The sequence below is a fragment of the Mesorhizobium sp. NPDC059025 genome, assembly GCF_042739655.1.
Classification (GTDB): Bacteria; Pseudomonadota; Alphaproteobacteria; order Rhizobiales; family Rhizobiaceae; genus Mesorhizobium.
Genome location: NZ_JBHYIM010000005.1, coordinates 217,599 through 236,577, shown reverse-complemented (window position 1 = coordinate 236,577; position 18,979 = coordinate 217,599). Strand labels below are relative to the sequence as shown.

General features: G+C 62.9%; 15 protein-coding genes. 3 read left to right on the top strand and 12 right to left on the bottom strand.

Features of this window, described 5'->3' with window-relative positions; all coding sequences use genetic code 11:
- Positions 1-164 precede the first annotated feature (164 nt).
- Entirely contained in the window at positions 165-2,267 is a 2,103-nt protein-coding gene (locus ACFWYE_RS14650) for a bifunctional rhamnulose-1-phosphate aldolase/short-chain dehydrogenase (RefSeq protein ID WP_379112253.1), read from the top strand.
- A gap of 117 nt (positions 2,268-2,384) precedes the next feature.
- Here ACFWYE_RS14650 and ACFWYE_RS14645 read toward each other — a convergent pair whose 3' ends face one another.
- From ACFWYE_RS14645 to ACFWYE_RS14635, 3 genes are all read right to left on the bottom strand, one after another.
- Entirely contained in the window at positions 2,385-3,035 is a 651-nt protein-coding gene (locus tag ACFWYE_RS14645) for a TerC family protein (RefSeq protein WP_379112251.1), read from the bottom strand.
- A gap of 314 nt (positions 3,036-3,349) precedes the next feature.
- Positions 3,350-4,060: a YitT family protein gene (locus tag ACFWYE_RS14640; RefSeq protein WP_379112249.1), complete on the bottom strand. Its 711-nt coding sequence runs from the start codon at positions 4,058-4,060 to the stop codon at positions 3,350-3,352.
- An 80-nt stretch (positions 4,061-4,140) separates the two neighbouring features.
- Positions 4,141-5,868 (bottom strand): amidohydrolase family protein, encoded by a 1,728-nt coding sequence (locus tag ACFWYE_RS14635; protein WP_379112247.1) that lies wholly within the window; start codon positions 5,866-5,868, stop codon positions 4,141-4,143.
- Between the two features lie 122 nt (positions 5,869-5,990).
- Here ACFWYE_RS14635 and ACFWYE_RS14630 point away from each other — a divergent pair, with 122 nt between their 5' ends.
- The gene (locus ACFWYE_RS14630; RefSeq protein ID WP_379064064.1) at positions 5,991-6,893 is read left to right on the top strand and encodes a LysR family transcriptional regulator; all 903 of its coding nucleotides are present in this window, start codon (positions 5,991-5,993) and stop codon (positions 6,891-6,893) included.
- Positions 6,894-6,993: 100 nt separating this feature from the next.
- On the opposite strand, the gene ACFWYE_RS14625 is transcribed toward ACFWYE_RS14630, so the two are convergent.
- From ACFWYE_RS14625 to ACFWYE_RS14615, 3 genes are read right to left on the bottom strand one after another with little or no spacing between them, the layout of a single operon-like run.
- Complete coding sequence (locus ACFWYE_RS14625; RefSeq protein ID WP_379064066.1) at positions 6,994-7,959, bottom strand: substrate-binding domain-containing protein; 966 nt, start codon at positions 7,957-7,959, stop codon at positions 6,994-6,996.
- A complete protein-coding gene (locus ACFWYE_RS14620; RefSeq protein WP_379112246.1) occupies positions 7,946-9,295 on the bottom strand; it encodes an ABC transporter permease in 1,350 nt (449 codons plus the stop codon). Before ACFWYE_RS14620 ends, ACFWYE_RS14625 begins: the two co-directional genes overlap by 14 nt.
- Positions 9,292-10,875: a sugar ABC transporter ATP-binding protein gene (locus tag ACFWYE_RS14615; RefSeq protein ID WP_379112244.1), complete on the bottom strand. Its 1,584-nt coding sequence runs from the start codon at positions 10,873-10,875 to the stop codon at positions 9,292-9,294. Before ACFWYE_RS14615 ends, ACFWYE_RS14620 begins: the two co-directional genes overlap by 4 nt.
- Before the next feature lie 219 nt (positions 10,876-11,094).
- Here ACFWYE_RS14615 and ACFWYE_RS14610 point away from each other — a divergent pair, with 219 nt between their 5' ends.
- The gene (locus ACFWYE_RS14610) at positions 11,095-12,129 is read left to right on the top strand and encodes a LacI family DNA-binding transcriptional regulator (RefSeq protein WP_379112243.1); all 1,035 of its coding nucleotides are present in this window, start codon (positions 11,095-11,097) and stop codon (positions 12,127-12,129) included.
- Positions 12,130-12,132: 3 nt separating this feature from the next.
- On the opposite strand, the gene ACFWYE_RS14605 is transcribed toward ACFWYE_RS14610, so the two are convergent.
- The 6 genes from ACFWYE_RS14605 to ACFWYE_RS14580 form a co-directional block, all read right to left on the bottom strand.
- Positions 12,133-12,708 (bottom strand): DUF1349 domain-containing protein, encoded by a 576-nt coding sequence (locus ACFWYE_RS14605; RefSeq protein ID WP_379112241.1) that lies wholly within the window; start codon positions 12,706-12,708, stop codon positions 12,133-12,135.
- A 78-nt stretch (positions 12,709-12,786) separates the two neighbouring features.
- On the bottom strand, positions 12,787-13,389 hold the full coding sequence (locus ACFWYE_RS14600; protein WP_379112239.1) for a TetR/AcrR family transcriptional regulator: 603 nt from the start codon (positions 13,387-13,389) through the stop codon (positions 12,787-12,789).
- 147 nt (positions 13,390-13,536) lie between these two features.
- On the bottom strand, positions 13,537-14,361 hold the full coding sequence (locus tag ACFWYE_RS14595; RefSeq protein WP_379112237.1) for an SDR family NAD(P)-dependent oxidoreductase: 825 nt from the start codon (positions 14,359-14,361) through the stop codon (positions 13,537-13,539).
- Entirely contained in the window at positions 14,348-15,235 is an 888-nt protein-coding gene (gene phaZ, locus ACFWYE_RS14590; protein WP_379112235.1) for a poly(3-hydroxyalkanoate) depolymerase, read from the bottom strand. Before phaZ ends, ACFWYE_RS14595 begins: the two co-directional genes overlap by 14 nt.
- Complete coding sequence (locus tag ACFWYE_RS14585; RefSeq protein ID WP_379112234.1) at positions 15,222-16,949, bottom strand: alpha/beta fold hydrolase; 1,728 nt, start codon at positions 16,947-16,949, stop codon at positions 15,222-15,224. Before ACFWYE_RS14585 ends, phaZ begins: the two co-directional genes overlap by 14 nt.
- Positions 16,946-18,964, bottom strand: coding sequence for an acetoacetate--CoA ligase (locus tag ACFWYE_RS14580; protein WP_379112232.1), 2,019 nt, complete (start codon positions 18,962-18,964; stop codon positions 16,946-16,948). Before ACFWYE_RS14580 ends, ACFWYE_RS14585 begins: the two co-directional genes overlap by 4 nt.
- Positions 18,965-18,979: the final 15 nt, after the last annotated feature.

The following is an 18,979-nucleotide window of genomic DNA, read 5'->3' as shown; positions in this document are numbered from 1 at the left end:
GCGCGCAAGTCATTTGTGAAAAACTTTGCTCATATTGCGATGCATATAACGCAGTTAGCATCTGCGATATGAGCGACTTCAATCTTTCATGATTGACAAACCGCATGCCTTGGACTGATTTTAGCACTCATGCCGCGCCTGGGAGGCCGGCGGGAGGACCAGACATGCTCGACAAACAGCCGGCACGGCTCGCCAATCTCTGGAATGACGGGAAAGCGGCGGCGATGAGCGAACCGGAACGGCTCGTCTATCGCTCCAACCTGCTGGGTTCCGACAAGCGCATCACCAACTACGGTGGCGGCAACACGTCATCGAAGGTCTGGCAGAAGGATCCCTTGACAGGTGAGGACGTCGAGGTGCTGTGGGTGAAAGGTTCGGGCGGCGACAGCGCCTCGATCAAGCTCGACGGCTTTGCCACCCTTTACATGGACAGACTGCGCGCGCTGAAAAATCTCTATCGCGGCGTGGCACATGAAGACGAGATGGTCGGCTATCTGCCGCATTGCACCTTCAACCTCAACCCACGCGCCGCCTCCATCGACACGCCGTTACACGCCTATGTGCCGAAGCCTTTCGTCGATCACATGCATCCCGACGCGATCATCGCCATCGCCGCCGCCAGGAATTCCAAGACGCTGACACAGAAGATCTTCGGCGACGCGATCGGCTGGCTGCCGTGGAAAAGGCCCGGCTTCGAGCTCGGCCTGTGGCTGGCCAAGTTCTGCGCCGAGAACCCGCAGGCGCGCGGTGTCATCCTGGAAAGCCATGGCCTGTTCACCTGGGGCGACACACCCAAGGCGTGCTACACGACCACGGTCGACGTGATCAACCAGGCCATCGACTGGTTCGAGCGCGAAACGAAAGGCAAGCCAGCCTTCGGCGGCGCGATCACGCAAGCCTTGCCGGCGGCCGAGCGGCGCGCCATCGCGGCACGATTGATGCCGATCGTGCGCGGCATGATCTCGAAGCCGGGCGCGATGAAGATCGGTCATTTCGACGATTCCGACGCGGTGCTCGACTTCGTCAATTCGGCCGAACTGCCGGCGCTCGCCCCGCTCGGCACCTCTTGCCCCGACCATTTCCTGCGCACCAAGATCAGGCCGCTGGTCATTGGTTTCGATCCGGCCAACCCGGACATAGACGCGGTGACGGCAACCCTGCCCGCGGCGCTCGACGCCTATCGCGCCGACTACCAGGCTTACTACGAGCGCTGCAGATATGCCGACTCGCCCGCCATCCGTGACCCCAATGCGGTGGTCTACCTGATGCCCGGCGTCGGCATGTTCACCTTCGCCGGCGACAAGGCCACCGCGCGCATCTCGGCCGAGTTCTACGTCAACGCCATCAATGTCATGCGTGGCGCGGCGGCGGTCTCCTCCTATGCCGGCCTGCCGGAACAGGATGCCTTCGACATCGAATACTGGCTGCTGGAGGAAGCCAAGCTGCAGCGCCTGCCGAAACCGAAATCGCTGGCCGGTCAGATCGCCTTCGTCACCGGTGGCGCCGGCGGCATCGGCAAGGCAACCGCCATCCGCCTGTTGCGCGAAGGCGCCTGCGTGGTGCTGGCCGACATCGACGAGGCGGCACTCGGAACTGCGCAGGATGAATTGGCCAAGGTCTTCGGCAAGGATTTCGTGCGCAGCGTCAGGCTCGACGTCACCGACGAGGCCGGCGTGGCCGCAGCCTACGCCGACAGCGCCGTCGCATTCGGCGGCGTCGACATCCTGGTCTCCAATGCCGGCATTTCCTCCTCGGCGCCGATCGAGGATACGGAACTGTCGATGTGGAACCGCAACATGGACATCCTGGCCAAGGGCTATTTCCTGGTGTCGCGCGAGGCCTTCCGCACCTTCAAGCAGCAGAAGCTCGGCGGCAACATCGTCTTCATCGCTTCCAAGAATGGACTTGCCGCCTCACCCAATGCAGCCGCCTACTGCACCGCCAAGGCGGCCGAGATCCATCTCGCCCGCTGCCTGGCGCTGGAGGGCGCGGACCATCAGATCCGCGTCAACACGGTGAACCCGGATGCCGTGCTGCGCGGCTCCAAGATCTGGACCGGCGAATGGCGTGAGCAACGCGCGGCCGCCTATGCGATGCAGCCGGATGAGCTGGAAGAGCACTACCGCAAGCGCTCGATGCTGAAACGCTCGGTGTTTCCGGAAGACATCGCCGAAGCGGTGTATTTCCTGGCGTCCGACATGTCGGCGAAATCGACCGGCAACATCATCAATGTCGACGCCGGCAACGCCCAGAGCTTCACGCGCTAGAGAAACTCCGTGCGGAGCACGCGCGGAGGCAAAAGCGGCAAATCGCGCGCGGTGGGGGCACCGCGCACGGGAGGCGACTGGCATCGCCAGATGCCAGTCGCCTGACTTCAGAGGATGTTATGCTCCTCTCACGTAAGGCAGCAGCTCAAGTCCACCGCGGTAGATCATGTCGCCGGCGACATAGAGGATGACGGCAAGGCCGACATAGGCGATCCAGCGATATTTCTGCAGCAGATTGGCGATGAAGCTCGCGGCGATGCCCATCAGCGCGATGGACAGGACGAGACCGAACACCAGCACCCAGGGATGCTCGCGCGCCGCGCCGGCGACGGCCAGCACATTGTCGAGCGACATGGTGATGTCTGCGATCACGATCTGCCAGGCGGCCTGCGCGAAGGTCTTCCTCGGCGCGGCCGTGCCGCCATGCGCGTCTTCGCCGGCAACGCCTTCAAGCGCTTGCTGGCCATGTCCATGCTGCAGTTCCTTCCACATCTTCCAGCAGACCCACAGAAGCAGCAGCCCGCCGGCGAAGAGCAGACCGACGATCTGCAGAAGCTGGGTGGTGGCGGCAGCAAAGCCGATGCGCAGGACGGTGGCGGCGATGATGCCGAGCAGGATCGCCTTGGCGCGCTGGTCCTTGGGCAGGCCGGCCGCGGCAAGGCCGATGACGACGGCGTTGTCGCCGGCCAGAACCAGGTCGATCATGATGACCTGGAACAGCGCCGTCATCGCTTCGGGGGTGAAAAAGGAATTGATAATTTCTGTCATACGGCACCCTTGATATCTGAAGGGCGGCGTAGCTTTCAGAGCTGCTCTGGCGCGATCGCGCTAGCGTATCGACATTTATTGCCAGAATTCAGGGACGTCTAAGCCAGGCCACCGGATTGAAAAATCCCAGTCCGACATCACAGCCTGGATGGCTGCCAGAGGGGCCCGGCCTGGTGGCTCTCACCTACTCGACATGACGGCAGAATTCAATGTCAAATTGTGGCGTGCCGGCAAGGGTGACAGCCGGCGCGGGCAGACCGCGATTCCACCGCAGGAGTCCCGGCGGTGGAACGAAGCGTTGCTCAAGGAGACTGCTATCCCTTCGCGAGGGTGGCGTTTCCGGAACCGGCCGGGACATTCCTCGCCTGCCATTTCCTGTGCAGGTAGAAATACAGCTTCACATATTGGCCGACGAGGATCGCGTTCAGGATCGTGCCTTCGCGGATGAACATGATCTGGTGCAGGAAGAGCAGGCCGATGCAGGCCGCCACCACCAGCAAGGTGCAGTCGAAGGCGGTTTTGATGTTGCCCCATTTCCGGCCCGTCCGCTTGAAGACCGTGTTGACGAACATGTCGATAGGCATCAGCACCAGATTGGCGCGGATCATCAGGAACAGGCCGAAGGCCAGCGCCGCGTCGCCGAACACCAGCAGCAGCACCTTCTGGTAATAGACATCGAGCGCGATGAAGCTGGTCATCTTGAGGTTGAAATCCAGGAACACGGCAAGCGCGAAGGCCGGGATCAGCGAGGCGAAATTGGTGAGCTTGAAGTCCTTCGGCAGCACCAGATAGGTCAGGAACAGCATGATCAGCTCGAGGATGAAGTTGTAGGTTCCCTGGCTGAGCGGCGGAAACACCAGCGTCATCGTCCTTGTCAGGCTGCTTTGCGGCGAGATGCCGATGCCGGCCCTGATCGCCAGGCTGACGCCGACAGTCAAGATGTAGATGCCGAGCAGATACATGATCCACCGCGCCTTGAGGCTGCCGGTGCTTTGCATTTCGTCCGAGGCTGCTTGATGCGCCATGGATGTTCCCTCCCCTTTGTTCCGTTTCCACCCGCCGGGCCTCCTCCGCCCGCCAGGGTGTCGTGATCTTCGGCTGCCGGCTATTCCATGAACCGGAAGCGGTGCAATGAAATGAACAGGCTGAGCAGCTTGTTGACGACGGGCTCGCCCTCGTTGCGGTTGCCCATCTCTTCCAGCGCGGCATCGATGGCGGCGGCGCTGGCAGTCAATTCATCCACCGTCATATCCGCCATGACGCCATGGATTTCGAGCGGCATCACCGCCTTCTCCACCCTGTTGTCGGTGACGATGCAGGCGCCGGAATAGCGGTCGACCTGTTTCAGGCAATGACACATCTCATCGCTGTCCTGTCCGACGGCGACGAAATACGGCGTCGGGGCTGGCCAGAAGGTGGCGACGGCACCACGGGTCACGTTCACACCCTTGAACAGGCCGCTGACGATGTGGCGCTTGCCTTCGGCATAACGCTGGACGACGCAAAGCCGGCTCAGCGTCTTGCCGTCGTGTTCCTGGACGACCTTGCCGTCCCTGAAGGGAACCCAGATCTCCCGGTGGAATTTGGCATGGCCGCGCCCATAGACGTCGAACAGCAGGACCTTGGCCTGGCTGCCATCGGCCGAAACCTCCAGCGGCACAATGTCGAGCGCCTGTGGAGCCAGGTCATTCAGACCCGGACGTCCGGCGGTGCGCATGCCGGAATAGTCGATGTCGGCATTGCGCAGCAGCTTGCCGCCTTCGGCAATCAGCTCGCCATCCTTGAAGACGTAGAGCGGATTGATCCTGGACAGGCTGTCGGTCAGCACGATGTCGGCGAAACGGCCCGGTGTCAGCGAACCGATCTGGTCGTCCATGTGGAACGACCTGGCGGTGTTGTAGGACGCCATCTTGATCGCCTTGATGGGGTTGATGCCCATGTCGGCGCACAGCGAGATGATCCAGTCCATATGGCCCATCTTCTGCAAGCGCTCGATCGAGATGTTGTCGGTGCACAGCATGAAATTGTCGGTCGGGAACTTGCGGTCGACGATGCTGCGCAGCAGCGCCTTGATCACCTCGTTGCTGCCGACGCCGAACTTGATGTGCGTCGGGAAGCCGTAGCGGATGCTCTTTTCGATATCGTCGCCGGTCCAGACGTCATGGTTGTTGGAGACGCCGATCGCCGGCAGGTAGTTCAGCACCATGTCGGAGAGCGCGGTAACGCCCCAGTGGCCGTTGAGGAAGCCGCCCTTCTCCCGTACCCAGGCCGCCTTGTGGAAGTCGTCTTCGCTGCCCGAACTGTAGGTGAAGTGTTCGAATTCACCCAGCCCGATGACCGGCTCCATCTCGAGCACGGCCTTCGTCACCGAAGCCGCGGTCTTCTTGCCCGGCGCGAAGGCGTAGAGGCGATAGGGCAGCTTGTGGTAATCCCGGAACAGGTCCTTCGCCGCCTGGACGCCGTCCTCGCCGGCAGCGCTCAGCAGATCCAGGCACTCGGCATAGATCGTCGTGGTGCCGCAAGGCACCATCGCTTCGGCCAGCGCGGTCGGATTGGCGAGCTGTGATTCGAAATGCAGGTGCGCGTCGATCAGACCGGGGATCGCGTAAAGCCCCTCTCCGTCGAAGACCTGCCTGACCTGGATTGTCGCCTCGTCGGGATTCAGCGCCACGATGCGCTTGTCGTAGACGAGGATCGAACCCTGGTAGACCGTCTCGCCATGCACATCGAGGATGTTGAGGTTCTTCAGGAGAAGATCGGCCTCCTTCTTGCCGTGCAGGATGTCGAAGATCGCCCGGACCTTCTCGTAGTGATCGATCTTGACGTGCTGCATCGTGGCCGCTCCTCCCTCGCCGTGCTTATGCGGCTGATAAGAAGCGATTGAACCGCTTCCGAAAAGCAGTATTTTCTGCACGCATCGCTCTCTTTTCGAGAGCAGTAAGATGAGGGTATCCGGTGCTGCATTCACGCATCCTGCGCTATCTCGACGAGGTCGCGCGCAGCGGCTCGATCCGCGGCGCGGCAGAGCGGCTGCACGTCGCTTCATCCGCCATCAACAAACACGTGCTGCAATTGGAGGAAGCGATCGGCGAGCCGCTGTTCGAACGGCTGCCGCGCGGCCTGCGCCTGACGCCAGCCGGTGAAATCCTGGTCGCCCATGTGCGCAGGACGATGCGCGAATACAGCCAGGTCGAAGCGGAGATCCGCGATCTCAAGGCACTGCAAAGCGGCGAGGTCATCATCGCCACGATGAACGGGCTGGCCGGCGGCATCGTCCCGCAGGTGGCCGCCGCCTTCTGCGCGCGGCATCCGAAGATCAAGATATCGATCCGGGTGATGTTCATCCGCGACATCGTTCAGGCCGTGGCCGATGGCGAGGCCGACCTCGGCTTCGCCTTCAACCTGCCGGAACAGCAGCAGCTGGAAGTGCTGACCAGGATGGATGGCCGCCTCGGCGCCATCGTGTCGCCCGAACATGCGCTCGCCGGCATGGAAACAGTGCCGCTGGCGCATTGCGCGGACTATCCGCTGATCTTCGCCGATCGCAGCATGTTGATGTTCGACATCATGACGGATGCCTTCCACCAGGCCGGGCTCGATGTCGAGCCGAGCTTCCTGACCAACTCGATCGAGTCGATGAAATACCTGGCGGCGGCCGGTAACGGGGTCGCCTTCCTCAGCAAATTCGACATCGCCGAGGAATACCGCAGCGGCACGCTGGCCTATCTGCCGATCCGGGATCGCGCCATGGGAAAGAACATCCTCTCGCTGGTGCAGCGCGAGCGACGCTCGCACGGCCTGGCGACCTCCATGTTCGCGGAAGAAATCGTCAGGGCGCTGCGCGCCACCATCGAGTGACGTAGCCCTGTGGGTCTGGAACGCTTCATCGCATCAGCGTTCCGGCGAAACACAACAGCGACCGGCAACATGCCGGCCGCTGTAGTCCAGATCGCCTCGCTTACAGCCCATTGTCCTTCAGGATCTGCGGCGCGTTTTCCTTGGTGATCGTCAGGGTCGGCAGGATGACGGTCTTCTCGACCTTTTCGCCGCCGAGGAACTTCAGCGCCTGGCGCAGGCCTTCGGCGCCCGGCGTGGCGTAGAGGAAGGTTGCCGACAACTCGCCCTTGTTGACGAGTTGCACGCCTTCATTGGGCAGGCCGTCGATGCCGATGAACTTCATCTCCTTCTCGCGGCCCGCATCCTTGGCGGCGAGATAGGCGCCATAGGCCATCGGGTCGTTGTGACCATAGACGAGATCGATCTTCTCGTTGTTGCGCAGCGCGGTCGCCATGATGTTGTAGGCCTGGTCCTGCTTCCAGTCGCCCGACTGCTTGTCGAGCAGGTACTTGATGCCCGACTCCTTGTCGGTGAATTCGTGGAAGCCGTCATGACGGTCATGCGCGGCCTGCGTGCCCATGCCGCCCCAGATCTCGACGACATTGCCGGCGGCCTTGCCCGTGCCGCCGAGCAGCCCGACGGCATATTCGCCCGCCGCGCGACCGATCAGCTTGTTGTCGCCGCCCACGAACTGCGTGAAATCATTGGTCTCGACATTGCGGTCGAGCACGAAGACCGGGATCTTGGCCTCGATCGCCTTCTGCACCACGCCGGTGAGACCAGCCGATTCCTTCGGCGAGATCAGAAGCGCGTCGACCTCCTGCTGGATCAGGTTCTCGACATCGGCAACCTGCTTCTCGGTCTTGTCCTCACCGTCGGTGATGATGAGATTGACGTTCGGATGCTTGGCGGCTTCGGCGAGGATGTCCTTGTTGAACTGCGCCCGCCACGGCTCGATGGTGGTGACCTGGCTGAAGCCGATGGTCCATTTCTTGTCCTCGGCGAAGGCACTGCCCGGCATCAGCACGGTGGTGGCGGCAAGCACTGTCGTCAGGGCTGCCAGCCCCAGGAATTCACGGCGTTTCATTTGCGTTTCCTCCGATTGTTCGAGACTGCGTCTCTTTTGTCGTCCGCTCCTCCGCGGACATTTTTGTCGTCCGCTCCTCCGCGGACGGTGGCGTCGACGCCGACCGCTTTCGCGGCAGGCGCAAATGGGAAAAGAGGTCGGCGGCATTGCGCTCCTGCACCAGCACCGTGCCGATGATGATCAGGCCCTTCAGCACCAGCTGCAGGTTGGAATTGATATTGTGCAGCTGCAGGATGTTGGACAGCAGCCCGAAGATCAGCACGCCGCAGAATGTGCCGGCGAGGCTGCCGCGCCCACCCATCAGGCTGGTGCCGCCGATGACGACGGCGGCGATGGCGTCGAGCTCCAGCCCGGCGCCGGCGTCCGGCTTGCCCTGGCGGTATTGCGCCACATAGAGCACCGCAGCGATGCCGGCGAGCAGGCCAGACATGGCATAGGTGGCGATCTTGACGCGGCCGGCAGCGATACCGGAAAGCCGGGCGGCCTCCTCATTGCCGCCGATGGCATAGACGTAACGTCCGAATGGCGTGAAGCGCAGCACGGCGCCATAGATGACGATGGCACCGAGGAAGAACAGTCCCGGCATCGGGATCAAGCCGAAGGCGAGCGAGCGCAGGACCTCGAAATCCTCAGTCGCGTTGGAGCCGGTATAGACCGGCAGCACAGCGTTGTTCTGCCCGGCGGTCAGGCGCGCTATACCGAGTGCCGTCACCATCATGGCCAGCGTGACGATGAAGGGTTGCAGCCGGCCGGCGACGATGATGACGCCGTTCAGGGCGCCGAACAGCAGACCGACGCAGGGCGCTACGATCAGAACGCCGAGCACGCCGAATTTCGAACCGACCTGAGGCAGCAGGAACCACAGCGCGAAGGCGCAGAGGATCACACCAACCACGGCAGGCAGCGCCACGCCGCGCGTCACATCGAGCTGGGTGGTCCGATGCTGTGTGCCGGCCGCTGGTTTGGCCAGATTGGCGAACAGGAAGCGTGTGACGACGACACCGAGGAACAGGGCGATGAAAGCCACGGCCGGGATGCCCATGACGGCTGCCGGCGTGGCGCCAGGCATGGTCAAAAGCATCGCCGTCACCACGGTGCAGATCGCCATCAGTGAGCCGACCGAGAGGTCGATGCCGCCGGTGATGATGACCGCGGTCATGCCGGTAGCGATAAGACCTGTGGTGGAGACCTGCCGCAGCACGTCGAGCAGGTTGCCGTAGGACAGGAAGATGTTGCTGCCCTTGGAGGTGACCGGCGAGGAGAACACGCCGATCAGGAAGATGGCGATCAGCCCCCAGTAAAGCTTGGTGCGCGACAGGACCCTCAGCGCACTCATGCCGCCGTCCGTCCCTTGGCATGCCGGGGTGCTGCCAGTTGCATGATGCGTTCCTCGCTGGCCTGGTTGCGGGGGAGAATTCCGGTCTGGCGGCCTTCGGCCATCACCAGGATGCGGTCGGAAAGATGCAGCAGCTCCGGCATCTCGGAACTGACGACGATGATTGCGAGCCCTTCATCGGCCAGCCTGAAGACGAGGTCGTAGATCTCGCGCTTGGCGCCGATGTCGATGCCGCGTGTCGGTTCGTCGAGCAGCAGCACGCGCGGCTTGGTGGCCAGCCACTTGCCGATCACCACCTTCTGCTGGTTGCCGCCGGACAGCGTGTTGGCGATCTGGTCGATGCCGCTGCAGCGTATGCCCAGCGCCTTGACCGCGTCATCGGCGAGCGCCTTTTCACCCGATACCGAGCGCAGGCCGAAACGCGACAGCGCGCCGACCAGCGGCAGTGCAACATTGTCGACGATCGAGGCCTTGAGATAGAGCCCTTCCGCCTTGCGGTCCTCAGTGACCAGTGCGATGCCAAGATGGCGCGCATCGCGCGGCGAACGGATCGCCACCGGCTTGCCGTCCAGCCGGACGTCGCCGTCGACCCTGCCTTGCGCGCTGCCGAAGATCGCTTGCAGGATTTCGGTACGGCCGGAACCGAGCAGCCCGCCGATGCCGAGGATCTCGCCGCGTCCGAGATCGAAGCCGACGCCGGAGATCACCCTGCGCCAGCCACTGCGGTCGGCTCGGTCGAAGGAAAGGTCGCGCACCGTCAGGATCGGCGTGTCGTAGTGGGCGGCGCGCATCGCCGTGGATGCGTCGAGCAGGGTGCGCCCGACCATGGCGGCGATCAGCCTGTCCTCGTTCAACTCGCTCATGGCGCGCGTCAGCACATGGCGTCCGTCGCGGAAGACCGTGGTGCGATCGGCAAGATGCATGACCTCGTCAATGCGGTGCGAGATGTAGACGATGGCGACGCCCTGCGCGGCCAGCTGGCGCATGATGCGGAACAGCCGCTGGCACTCGGCCGGAGACAGCGCCGATGTCGGCTCGTCCATGATCAGGATGCGCGCATCCTTCGACAGCGCCTTGGCGATCTCGACCAGTTGCTGTTCGCCAACCCGCAGGCCACCAACGCGTGCTTCCGGATCGAGGTCGATGCCGAGCGAGGTGAGCAGGGAGCGCGATGCGGTGAGGCTGGCCTTGCGGTCGACGATCAGCCCGGCGATCAGCTTTTCCCGGCCAAGGAAGATGTTCTCGGCCACGGTGAGTTCGGGAACGAGGTTCAATTCCTGGTGGATGATGGCGATGCCGGCATCCTCGGCGTCGCGCACGCCGGAAAACCGCACCTGCTGCCCGGCAACCGAAACCGTGCCCTCATAGTCGGTGTAGACGCCGGAGAGGATCTTCATCAGCGTCGACTTGCCAGCGCCATTCTCACCCATCAGCGCATGGATCTCGCCGCGCCGCAGATCGAAGCCGACGTCGCTCAGCGCAACGACGCCGCCGAAAGCCTTCGAGACATTACTGGCGGCAAGGACAGGCTGCCCCGACGGTGGGACGCCATGATCCTGCGGAAACTCACGGTCGGCCATGACAGGAACGGCCTCCCTACCGTGCTGCCAGTCATGCAAAAAGCTAATCTAAACGTTTCGAATTAGTCAAGGATGGAGTCGGGCCATCAAGGCGATGTTTTTTTGATTCTTGCTAAAAACAGGAGAATTCCATAGGTATTGGCAATTGATGCGCTTCAAAACGTTTCGAAAATGACCGAGCCAAGTCCCAAAAGATCCCGAAGGAGCGGCGCGCCCACCATGCTGCATGTGGCGGAGGCCGCACGCGTTTCGGTGGCGACGGTCTCAGCCTATATCAACGGCACGACCACGGTCAGCCAGGAGCTTTCCGGCCGCATCGAGCAAGCGATCCGCGAGATCGGCTACAAGCGCAACGCCATTGCACGCAGTCTGAAGATCGGCACCACTCGCACCATCGGCCTGACGGTGCCACACATCACCAACCCGTTCTTCACTGACGTCGTCTCCGTCATCCAGCAGGCCTTCGACCGTGCCGGCTATGCGGTGATGCTGTGCTGCACCGACGAGGATCTGAACAACCAGGACGAGCAGATCCGGCTTCTGCTCGACCGCATGGTCGACGGCCTGATCATCGCCCGCGTCGGCGACGGCGCCTATCTGAGAGAGACCGTCGAACGCGCCAACGTGCCGGTGGTGCTGCTCGACCGCGAAGTCGACGGGGTCGACAGCGACAGGGTGGTGCTCGACAACCATCAGGCCGTCTTCGAGGCGATCACCTACCTTGTCGAACTCGGCCACCGGCGCATCGGCTACATCACCGGCGCCTTCAACATCACGCCGATGCGTGACCGCATGACCGGCTATCACGAGGCGCTGCTCGATGCCGGGCTCAACTTCGACCAGAGCCTGGTGCGCTCCGGCGACCTGCACGAAGCCGACGGCTACACTGCCGCCATGCAACTGCTTTCCCTGCATGAGCGCCCGACCGCGATCTTCTCCGCCAACAATCCGATGGTGGTCGGCGCGATGAAGGCGATCCGCGACCTCGGCCTGTCCTGCCCGGAGGACGTCTCCGTCATCTGCTTTGACGATTTCCCCTGGGCCGACGTCTTCAACCCGCAGCTGACGACGATCGCCCAGCCGGTTCAGGCGATCGGCGAACAGACGGCGAGCCTGCTGCTCGACCGCCTGAACGGCAATCGTGAAGCACCGTCGCGCCGGCTGGTGCTGAAAGGCCGGCTGATGGTGCGCAATTCCTGCCGGCCGGTGCAGGCAGGTGCCTTTGCAACGACCGCGGCAGTATCGTCTGACTGAAGCTTAACCGGCGTGCAGATCGCGCGGGATCGCTTCGCCGACGGTAAAGTCGGAGAATGATACGTCAAACCCCGGGCCTTGCGGCGAGCAGGCCATGACGCCGACCCGGGCATCGGCCGCCGGGAACGGACACAGCCGCGCCATCTGCCAGGCCATGTCGCCGACCGAATATTGCACGCGCACGGCATCGCCGTGCCGGGTCAGGCGGATACGAACCGGATCGGTCGGCTTGGCAGCAGGCAGCGGAATGACGGACCAGTCGGACACGCCGCGCGTGACGACGACGGAAAAATGCATCATGCCGTCGGTGTATTCGATGCCGGCCTTGATCCAGTGCCGTTCGTCCAGCCGCAGGAAAAGACCGGCCTGGTCATAGAGATCGGCATAGTCGCCGAGCACCGTCGCTTCCGCCGAAAAATCATCGGCGACCGCGCAGGTGTAGGCATGGCCGCTGTCGCGGATGAAACCGTAGAAGGTCTCGCGCCAGAAATCCGTATCCGGCTCGGTCGTAAGCTTCAGTGCACCGGCATCGCCGGACCAGGACTTGGGCTCATTGAACCAGGAAAACTGGGCTGCCATGATGAAGACCGTTGGCTTGGATGAAGGCGGGCCGGATGTCGCGGACTGTCCGGCTTGGAGCCGATCGACAGGCCACGATTAACTTCCGGCTGGTTTCTGGGTCTGGCAAGCCAGCGAAAGGAATTCGCACACCCTGTCTTTCAGATTGGGCAACGCGTCCGGATCCTCGTTGAGGAAGTTCAGCAAGGCCGACTGGAACAGACCGTCGAGGGCCGCGTAGGCGACCGGCGGCGATATGCCGGGCTCTTTGCCGCTCAGGGCAAATGCCCGCGAAATCACGCGCCAGACCATCTGCTCCAGACTTTTGTCGATCTCGTGCACGTCCGCGCGAAACGCGTCTTCATAGAGCGCCTGCGCCCGCAGGTCATACCACAGGCGGTGAAGCAGGGCCTCTTCGCGCAGGGTCTGGACAAGCCCCTCGGCGAACCGGCTTTCAAGTTCCTGGTAGGAGGTCGCGTCAAGCACGATCTGGTCGTAACGCTTGACGCATTTTGCCTTGTACTCGCGCACGCAATAGGCAATCAGGTCGACCTTGTCGCTGAAATAGTAGTGGATGGCACCGTGGGAGAAGCGCGACTTCTGCGCGATTTCGCGCAGGCTCGTGCGCGCATAACCCATCTCCGCCAATGTCTGAAGGGCCGCTTCGACCAATTCGGCCCGACGTTCCAGGTACTTATCCACCGGAGGTCGCCGCTCGGTACGCTGTCGCGGGGCAGTTTGCATCAAATGCCTTCATTTCCAACTCTCTCGCGGCAATATGGTTTATTGCTTAAGTAAGTTCAACGTGCGCGGCCGCTTTGCGACCGTGACATTCTGGCGTTTCCCAAATCAGAACATGTAGCCACCACTGCAGACGAGTACCTGGCCGCTGACGTAATTCGATTCCGGAATGCAGAACAGATAGACCGCTCCCGCGGCTTCTTCCGGCGTGCCGGCGCGGCCAAGCGGGATGCCGGCCTCCATGGCCTTCATCACGTCGGGATTGACTCCCACCTTGATGTCCTTGCCTTCGATCTTGATCGCGCCGGCACCGCCCGCGACTTCGGTGAGGCGAGTCCTGATCAGGCCGAAGGCGACGGAATTCACGTCGACCTTGTAGCGCCCCCACTCCTTCGCCATGACCTTGGTCATGCCGTTGACGCCGGCCTTGGCCGCGCCATAGCCCAGTTGGCCGGCATTGCCGCCGACGCCGGCAAGCGAGGAGATGTTCACCACCTTGCGGAAGACCTCGCGGCCCTCCTCGGCCTCCCTCCTGGCCGCCAGCCGGATGAAGTCCGACGCCGCCCGCAACACACGAAACGGCGCCGTCATGTGAACGTCGACCATCGCGTACCATTGTTCGTCGGTCATCTTGCCGACGGTGTTGTCCCATGTGTAGCCGGCATTGTTGACGATGATGTCGATGCCACCGAACGCGTCGAGGGCCGTCTTCACCAGGCGATCGCCGAAATCGGGATTCGTCACCGAGCCGACACAGGCGACCGCTCCGGAACCCGACAGCTTCACCGCCTCGACTGCTTCCTCCGCCAGGGAAGCATCGAGATCATTGATGACGATGCTGGCGCCCTCACCCGCGAGTTTCAATGCGATCTCGCGGCCGATGCCGCGGCCGGAACCTGTTATCAGCGCCACCTTGCCGTCAAGCTTTCCCATTGTTGTCCCTCCCATTGGCATCCAGGAATTCGGTAACCGCTTTGGCGGCCTCGTCCGCGCTCGAGATCAGAAACAGATGACCGTCGTTGAGGACACGCAGACGGCTGTCGCGGATCAGCATCGAGAGCACGCGTGCATTGGCGAGCGGAACGACCGGGTCGTCGTCACCGGCCAATACCAGCGTCGGCTGCGCGAGCAGTGGAAGCCAGGGCATGCTGGTCCAGCCGAGCAGCGCCAGTTGCTGGTAGAGATAGCCACGACGGCTCGTCGTGCGAAACTCCTCGACAAGCAGGCGCTCGGTGCGCGCCTTGCCTCCATAAATCTCACCGGCGATCTGCTTGCGGTAGCTGGCGTCATTGAACCGCCTCGGCGTCATGAATTTTGACAGCACCGAGAACCTTGGCGGCACCATCAGCATGCCTTGCGAGGTTGCTGCGAGAACCAGCTTGCGGCAGCGGCGCGGATTCTGCAGCGCGAACTGCTGCGCAAGAGCACCGCCCCAGGATACGCCCAGCACGTCCACCCGGCCGTAGCCCAGCCTGTCCAGCACAGCCGATGCCAGCATGGACAGCATCCACAGGCGGTAGGGCAGGATGGTGGCTTCGGATTTTCCCGAACCCGGCACGTCGAAGGCGATGATCTCGCGGTCCTCGAGCGCATCGGCAAAGGGCATCAGCATCTCCAGGCTGGCGCCAATGCCATTCAGCAGCAGCAGCGGGGTCCTGGCCTTGCCGTGACACGGCCAGACGGCGACGCGGATATTCTTGCCGAAAACCCTGAGCTGGCGCGAGGACATCTCGCGCCTGTCGGGGTCGCGAGCCCGGTGTTCGGAGACTGTCTCGTTCTTGCGCCGCAAGGTCTCATCCACGCTCATGAACATAGGTCCCGGGTGCGGCACATAGTGGGGGGAATTCGGCGTTGCCTTCCGCTCGTGGCGCGCCAACCATCCTGCCGGCGCGGGCGGAGGTCCAGGCAACGCCATGATCCCACCAGCTGCCCGCGTGTCTTTCCGCCGTCGTCAGCCACTCTTCCGCCGACTCCGGTTTGTTCTCATTGGTGAAGAAGCTGGCCTTCGGATTGCCGGGGGGCGAGACGATGGTCTGGATGTGGCCGCTGTTGCCGAGCACGAACTGGCTGCGCTCACCCAGAAGCCGGGCGCTGCGGTACACACTCTGCCAGACGCAGAGATGATCGTTGGCGGCGCCCAGGACATAGCTGTCGATACCGAGCTGCGACACCGGCGCGATCGCGGTACCGCGCACATCCATGGCACCGTCGGCAAGGAACGGATTCGCCTCCACGAACGCTGAAAAATCATGGTTGAACTGCGCGGTCATGCCGGTCCCGTCGCCGTTCCAGTAAAGCACGTCGAAAGCGGCGGGCGTGATGCCCATCAGATAGTTGGACACCCAGTAGTTCCAGATCAGGTCGTTGGGCCGCAGCATGGCAAACAGCAGCGTGAATTCATTGGCGCTGATGCGCTTGTTACGGCTCACCTTGCGCACCATCTGGCGGGCCATCCCGTTGCGCGGCTCGGCAAAGGCGCTGAGTGAGGGCGCCTGCGCCATCGCCTTGGTGTCGAGCGGCGAGACAACCAGCAGCAGGCTGTTGATCTTGCGGGTCTTCCTGGCGGCATAATAGCCGGCCAGCGAGACGGCGACGGGGCCGGCGCCGCACACCGCCCACAGATTGACATCGTTCGAACCGGTGATCGCGGAGGCCGTGCCGATGGCGGTATCGATCGAGTCCTGGTATTCGCCCATGCCCCAGCGATCGTGCCGCTTCTGCGGATTACGCCAGGCCAGCATGAAAACAGTGTGGCCGTTCCTGATGTAGTGCTCGATGATCGAGCGGCCCGGCGCGATATCGAAAATGTAGAACTTGTTGACGATGGAAGGCACGATCACAATCGGGCGCTCGTGCACCTTTTCGGTCTGCGCCCGATACTGGATCAGTTCGAACATCTCGGTGCGCAGCACGACCGAGCCCGGCGACACAGCCAGGTTTTCGCCGACCCTGAACGCGCTGTCATCGACCTGCGATGGAATCGGGCGCAGCTTTGCGATGTCCCCGGCCAGGTTCCTTGCCCCACGCACCAGGCTGGCGCCGCCGGTTTCGATGGCGGCTCGCATCGCTGCCGGATTGCCAAGCAGGCTGTTGGTCGGAGCACCGGCCTCGACGAGCTGATCGAGCAGGAAACGTTCCTTCTCGTTCAGCGCGACGTCCGCGAACCCCCTCAGCGCGGATCGCCAGGCGAGGTAGCCCTGGAGCAGTCCCGCATAGAACAGGTTCTCGGTATAGGCCTTGTCACCGAACCGGCGATCGCCCTGCTCAGGCTGCCGTTTCTCCGCCGTGCCGGTGGCGATCCTGGCGATATCGGTCCAGAAACCGAGCGTCGCCCTGCCGAGTGCCATCGGCTGGCGCGCCGCCCGGAACAGCAGATCGACCGCGGTCCCGTACAAATCGGACGGCAGGAAATCGCCCGTCACATTCTGGCCGAGGGCGCTGTCGATCGTCCGCCTGACCTGCTCGCTGGCCGGCCCGCCCTCATTGGCCGGCGCGGTCTGTGCCCGCTTTCCGGCGTTCATGCGGATGCCTCCGCGCGCCACTGATAGTCGGTGGACGACCTTGCGAATTCTATGAAATAGGCAAGCGAATCCGGGTTCGCCATCGCATCACGGCTCGCCGCTTTCCCGGGTTCCCAGCCCATCAGGATCTTGCGGATCGGCACTTCCATCTTCTTGCCGGTCAGCGTGTAGGGTACGGCGTCGATCGCGTAGATCCTGTCCGGTACGTGCCGAGGGCTGTAGTCCTGCCTGAGACGCCTGTTGATGCCGGCGCGGATCTCGTCGGACATCTCGAAGCCCGGCTTCAACCTGACGAAGAGCGGCATGAAAAAATTGCCGCCCGGCAGTTCGCAGCACACGATCAGGCTGTCGGCCACTTCCGGCTGCTGTTCGACGGAACGATAGATCTCTGCGGTGCCGATGCGGACGCCGTAGCGGTTCAGTGTCGAATCCGACCGGCCATAGATGTAGCAGCCGCCGCGCCGGTTGATCTTGAGGAAGTCGCCGTGACGCCAGACGCCGGCGAACACGTCGAAGTAGGATTCGTGATAGCGCTTGCCGTCCGGATCGTTCCAGAACTTCACCGGCATCGATGGAAACGGATTGGTGACGACCAGTTCGCCCACCTCATCCACCAGCTCCCTGCCGTCATCGCCCCAGGAACGCACGTCCATGCCCAGCATACGGGTCTGGATCTCGCCGGCATGGACCGGCAGGCTCGGCGCCGCCCCGACAAAGCCCGAGCAGATCTCGGTGCCACCGGACTGCGACGTAACCCAGAGGTCCTTCTTCACGCCCTTGTAGAACCAGGCGAAGGTTTCCGGCGTCGAAGGGGCGCCCGCCGCCATCACGCATTCCAGCGCCGACAGGTCGAATTTCCTGCCCGGTTCCAGCCCGGCCTTTTCCATGATCTGCACGAAGGTCGGGCTGGCCCCGAACATCGTCGCCCCGGTATCGGCGGCGAGCTTCCACAGGAAGTCCGTTTCGGGGTGCGCGGGATTGCCGTCATAAAGCGTGGCGGCCGAGCCGGTCAGGAGCGCGGCCACCAGAAGGTTGAACATCATCCAGCCGGTTGTCGAATAGAAGAACATGTTCGATCCGGGCTTGAGATCGAGCTGGAAGTGCATGAGCTTCAGATGCTCGACGAGAACACCGACATGGCTGTGCACGATCGCTTTCGGCAGGCCCGTGGTCCCCGACGAGAACAGGATCCAGATCGGATGGTCGTGCGCCACGCGCTCGAACTTGAAGTCCGCGCGCGACGGCGCCTGAGCATCCATCAGGCTGTGCCACTGGGTGACATTGGCGACGCCCTCCAGCCTGGCATTCCGGTCGAGGTAGGGCAGCCAGATCACGTGCTCAAGTGTCGGCAGCGCATCGGTGATCGACTTGACGTCGCCGCGCCGGTCGAAATCCTTGCCGCCAAAACGGTAGCCGTCCGCGGCGAAGATCAGTTTCGGCTCGATCTGCGCGAAACGCTCGATCACGGTCTTGACGCCGAATTCCGGTGCTGCGCTCGACCAGATCGCGCCGATGGCGATGACCGCGATCATCGCCACCGCCGTTTCGGGCAGGTTCGGCATGTAGGAAACCACGCGATCGCCCGGATTTATGCCCAGCTTGCGCAATTGCGTCGCCAGCTTGCGCACATCGTTGCCGAGCTCGGCCCATCCCATCCGCCCGAGAGGCCGTATCTCCGAGAGATGATGGAAGGCAACGTCGTCCGGCCGCGCCTTCGTCTCGTAGCGCAGGAGATGTTCGGCATAATTGACCGTCGATCCCTCGAACCACTTCGCGCCCGGCATCCGCCGACTGTCCAGCACCTGCGCGTAGGGCGTGCCCGATTGCACGTCGAAATAGTCCCAGATGCTGGCCCAGAACGCCTCGATCTCGGTGACCGACCATTGCCGCAGCGGTTCGTATTCCGGGAAGTCGAGACCGCGCTCCGTCTTCAGCCACTGCATGTACGCATGCAGGTTGGAGCGTTCGACGAACGCCCGCTTCGGCGCCCACAGCAATTCGCCTTCACTGACCATTTTCACCTCCCACGA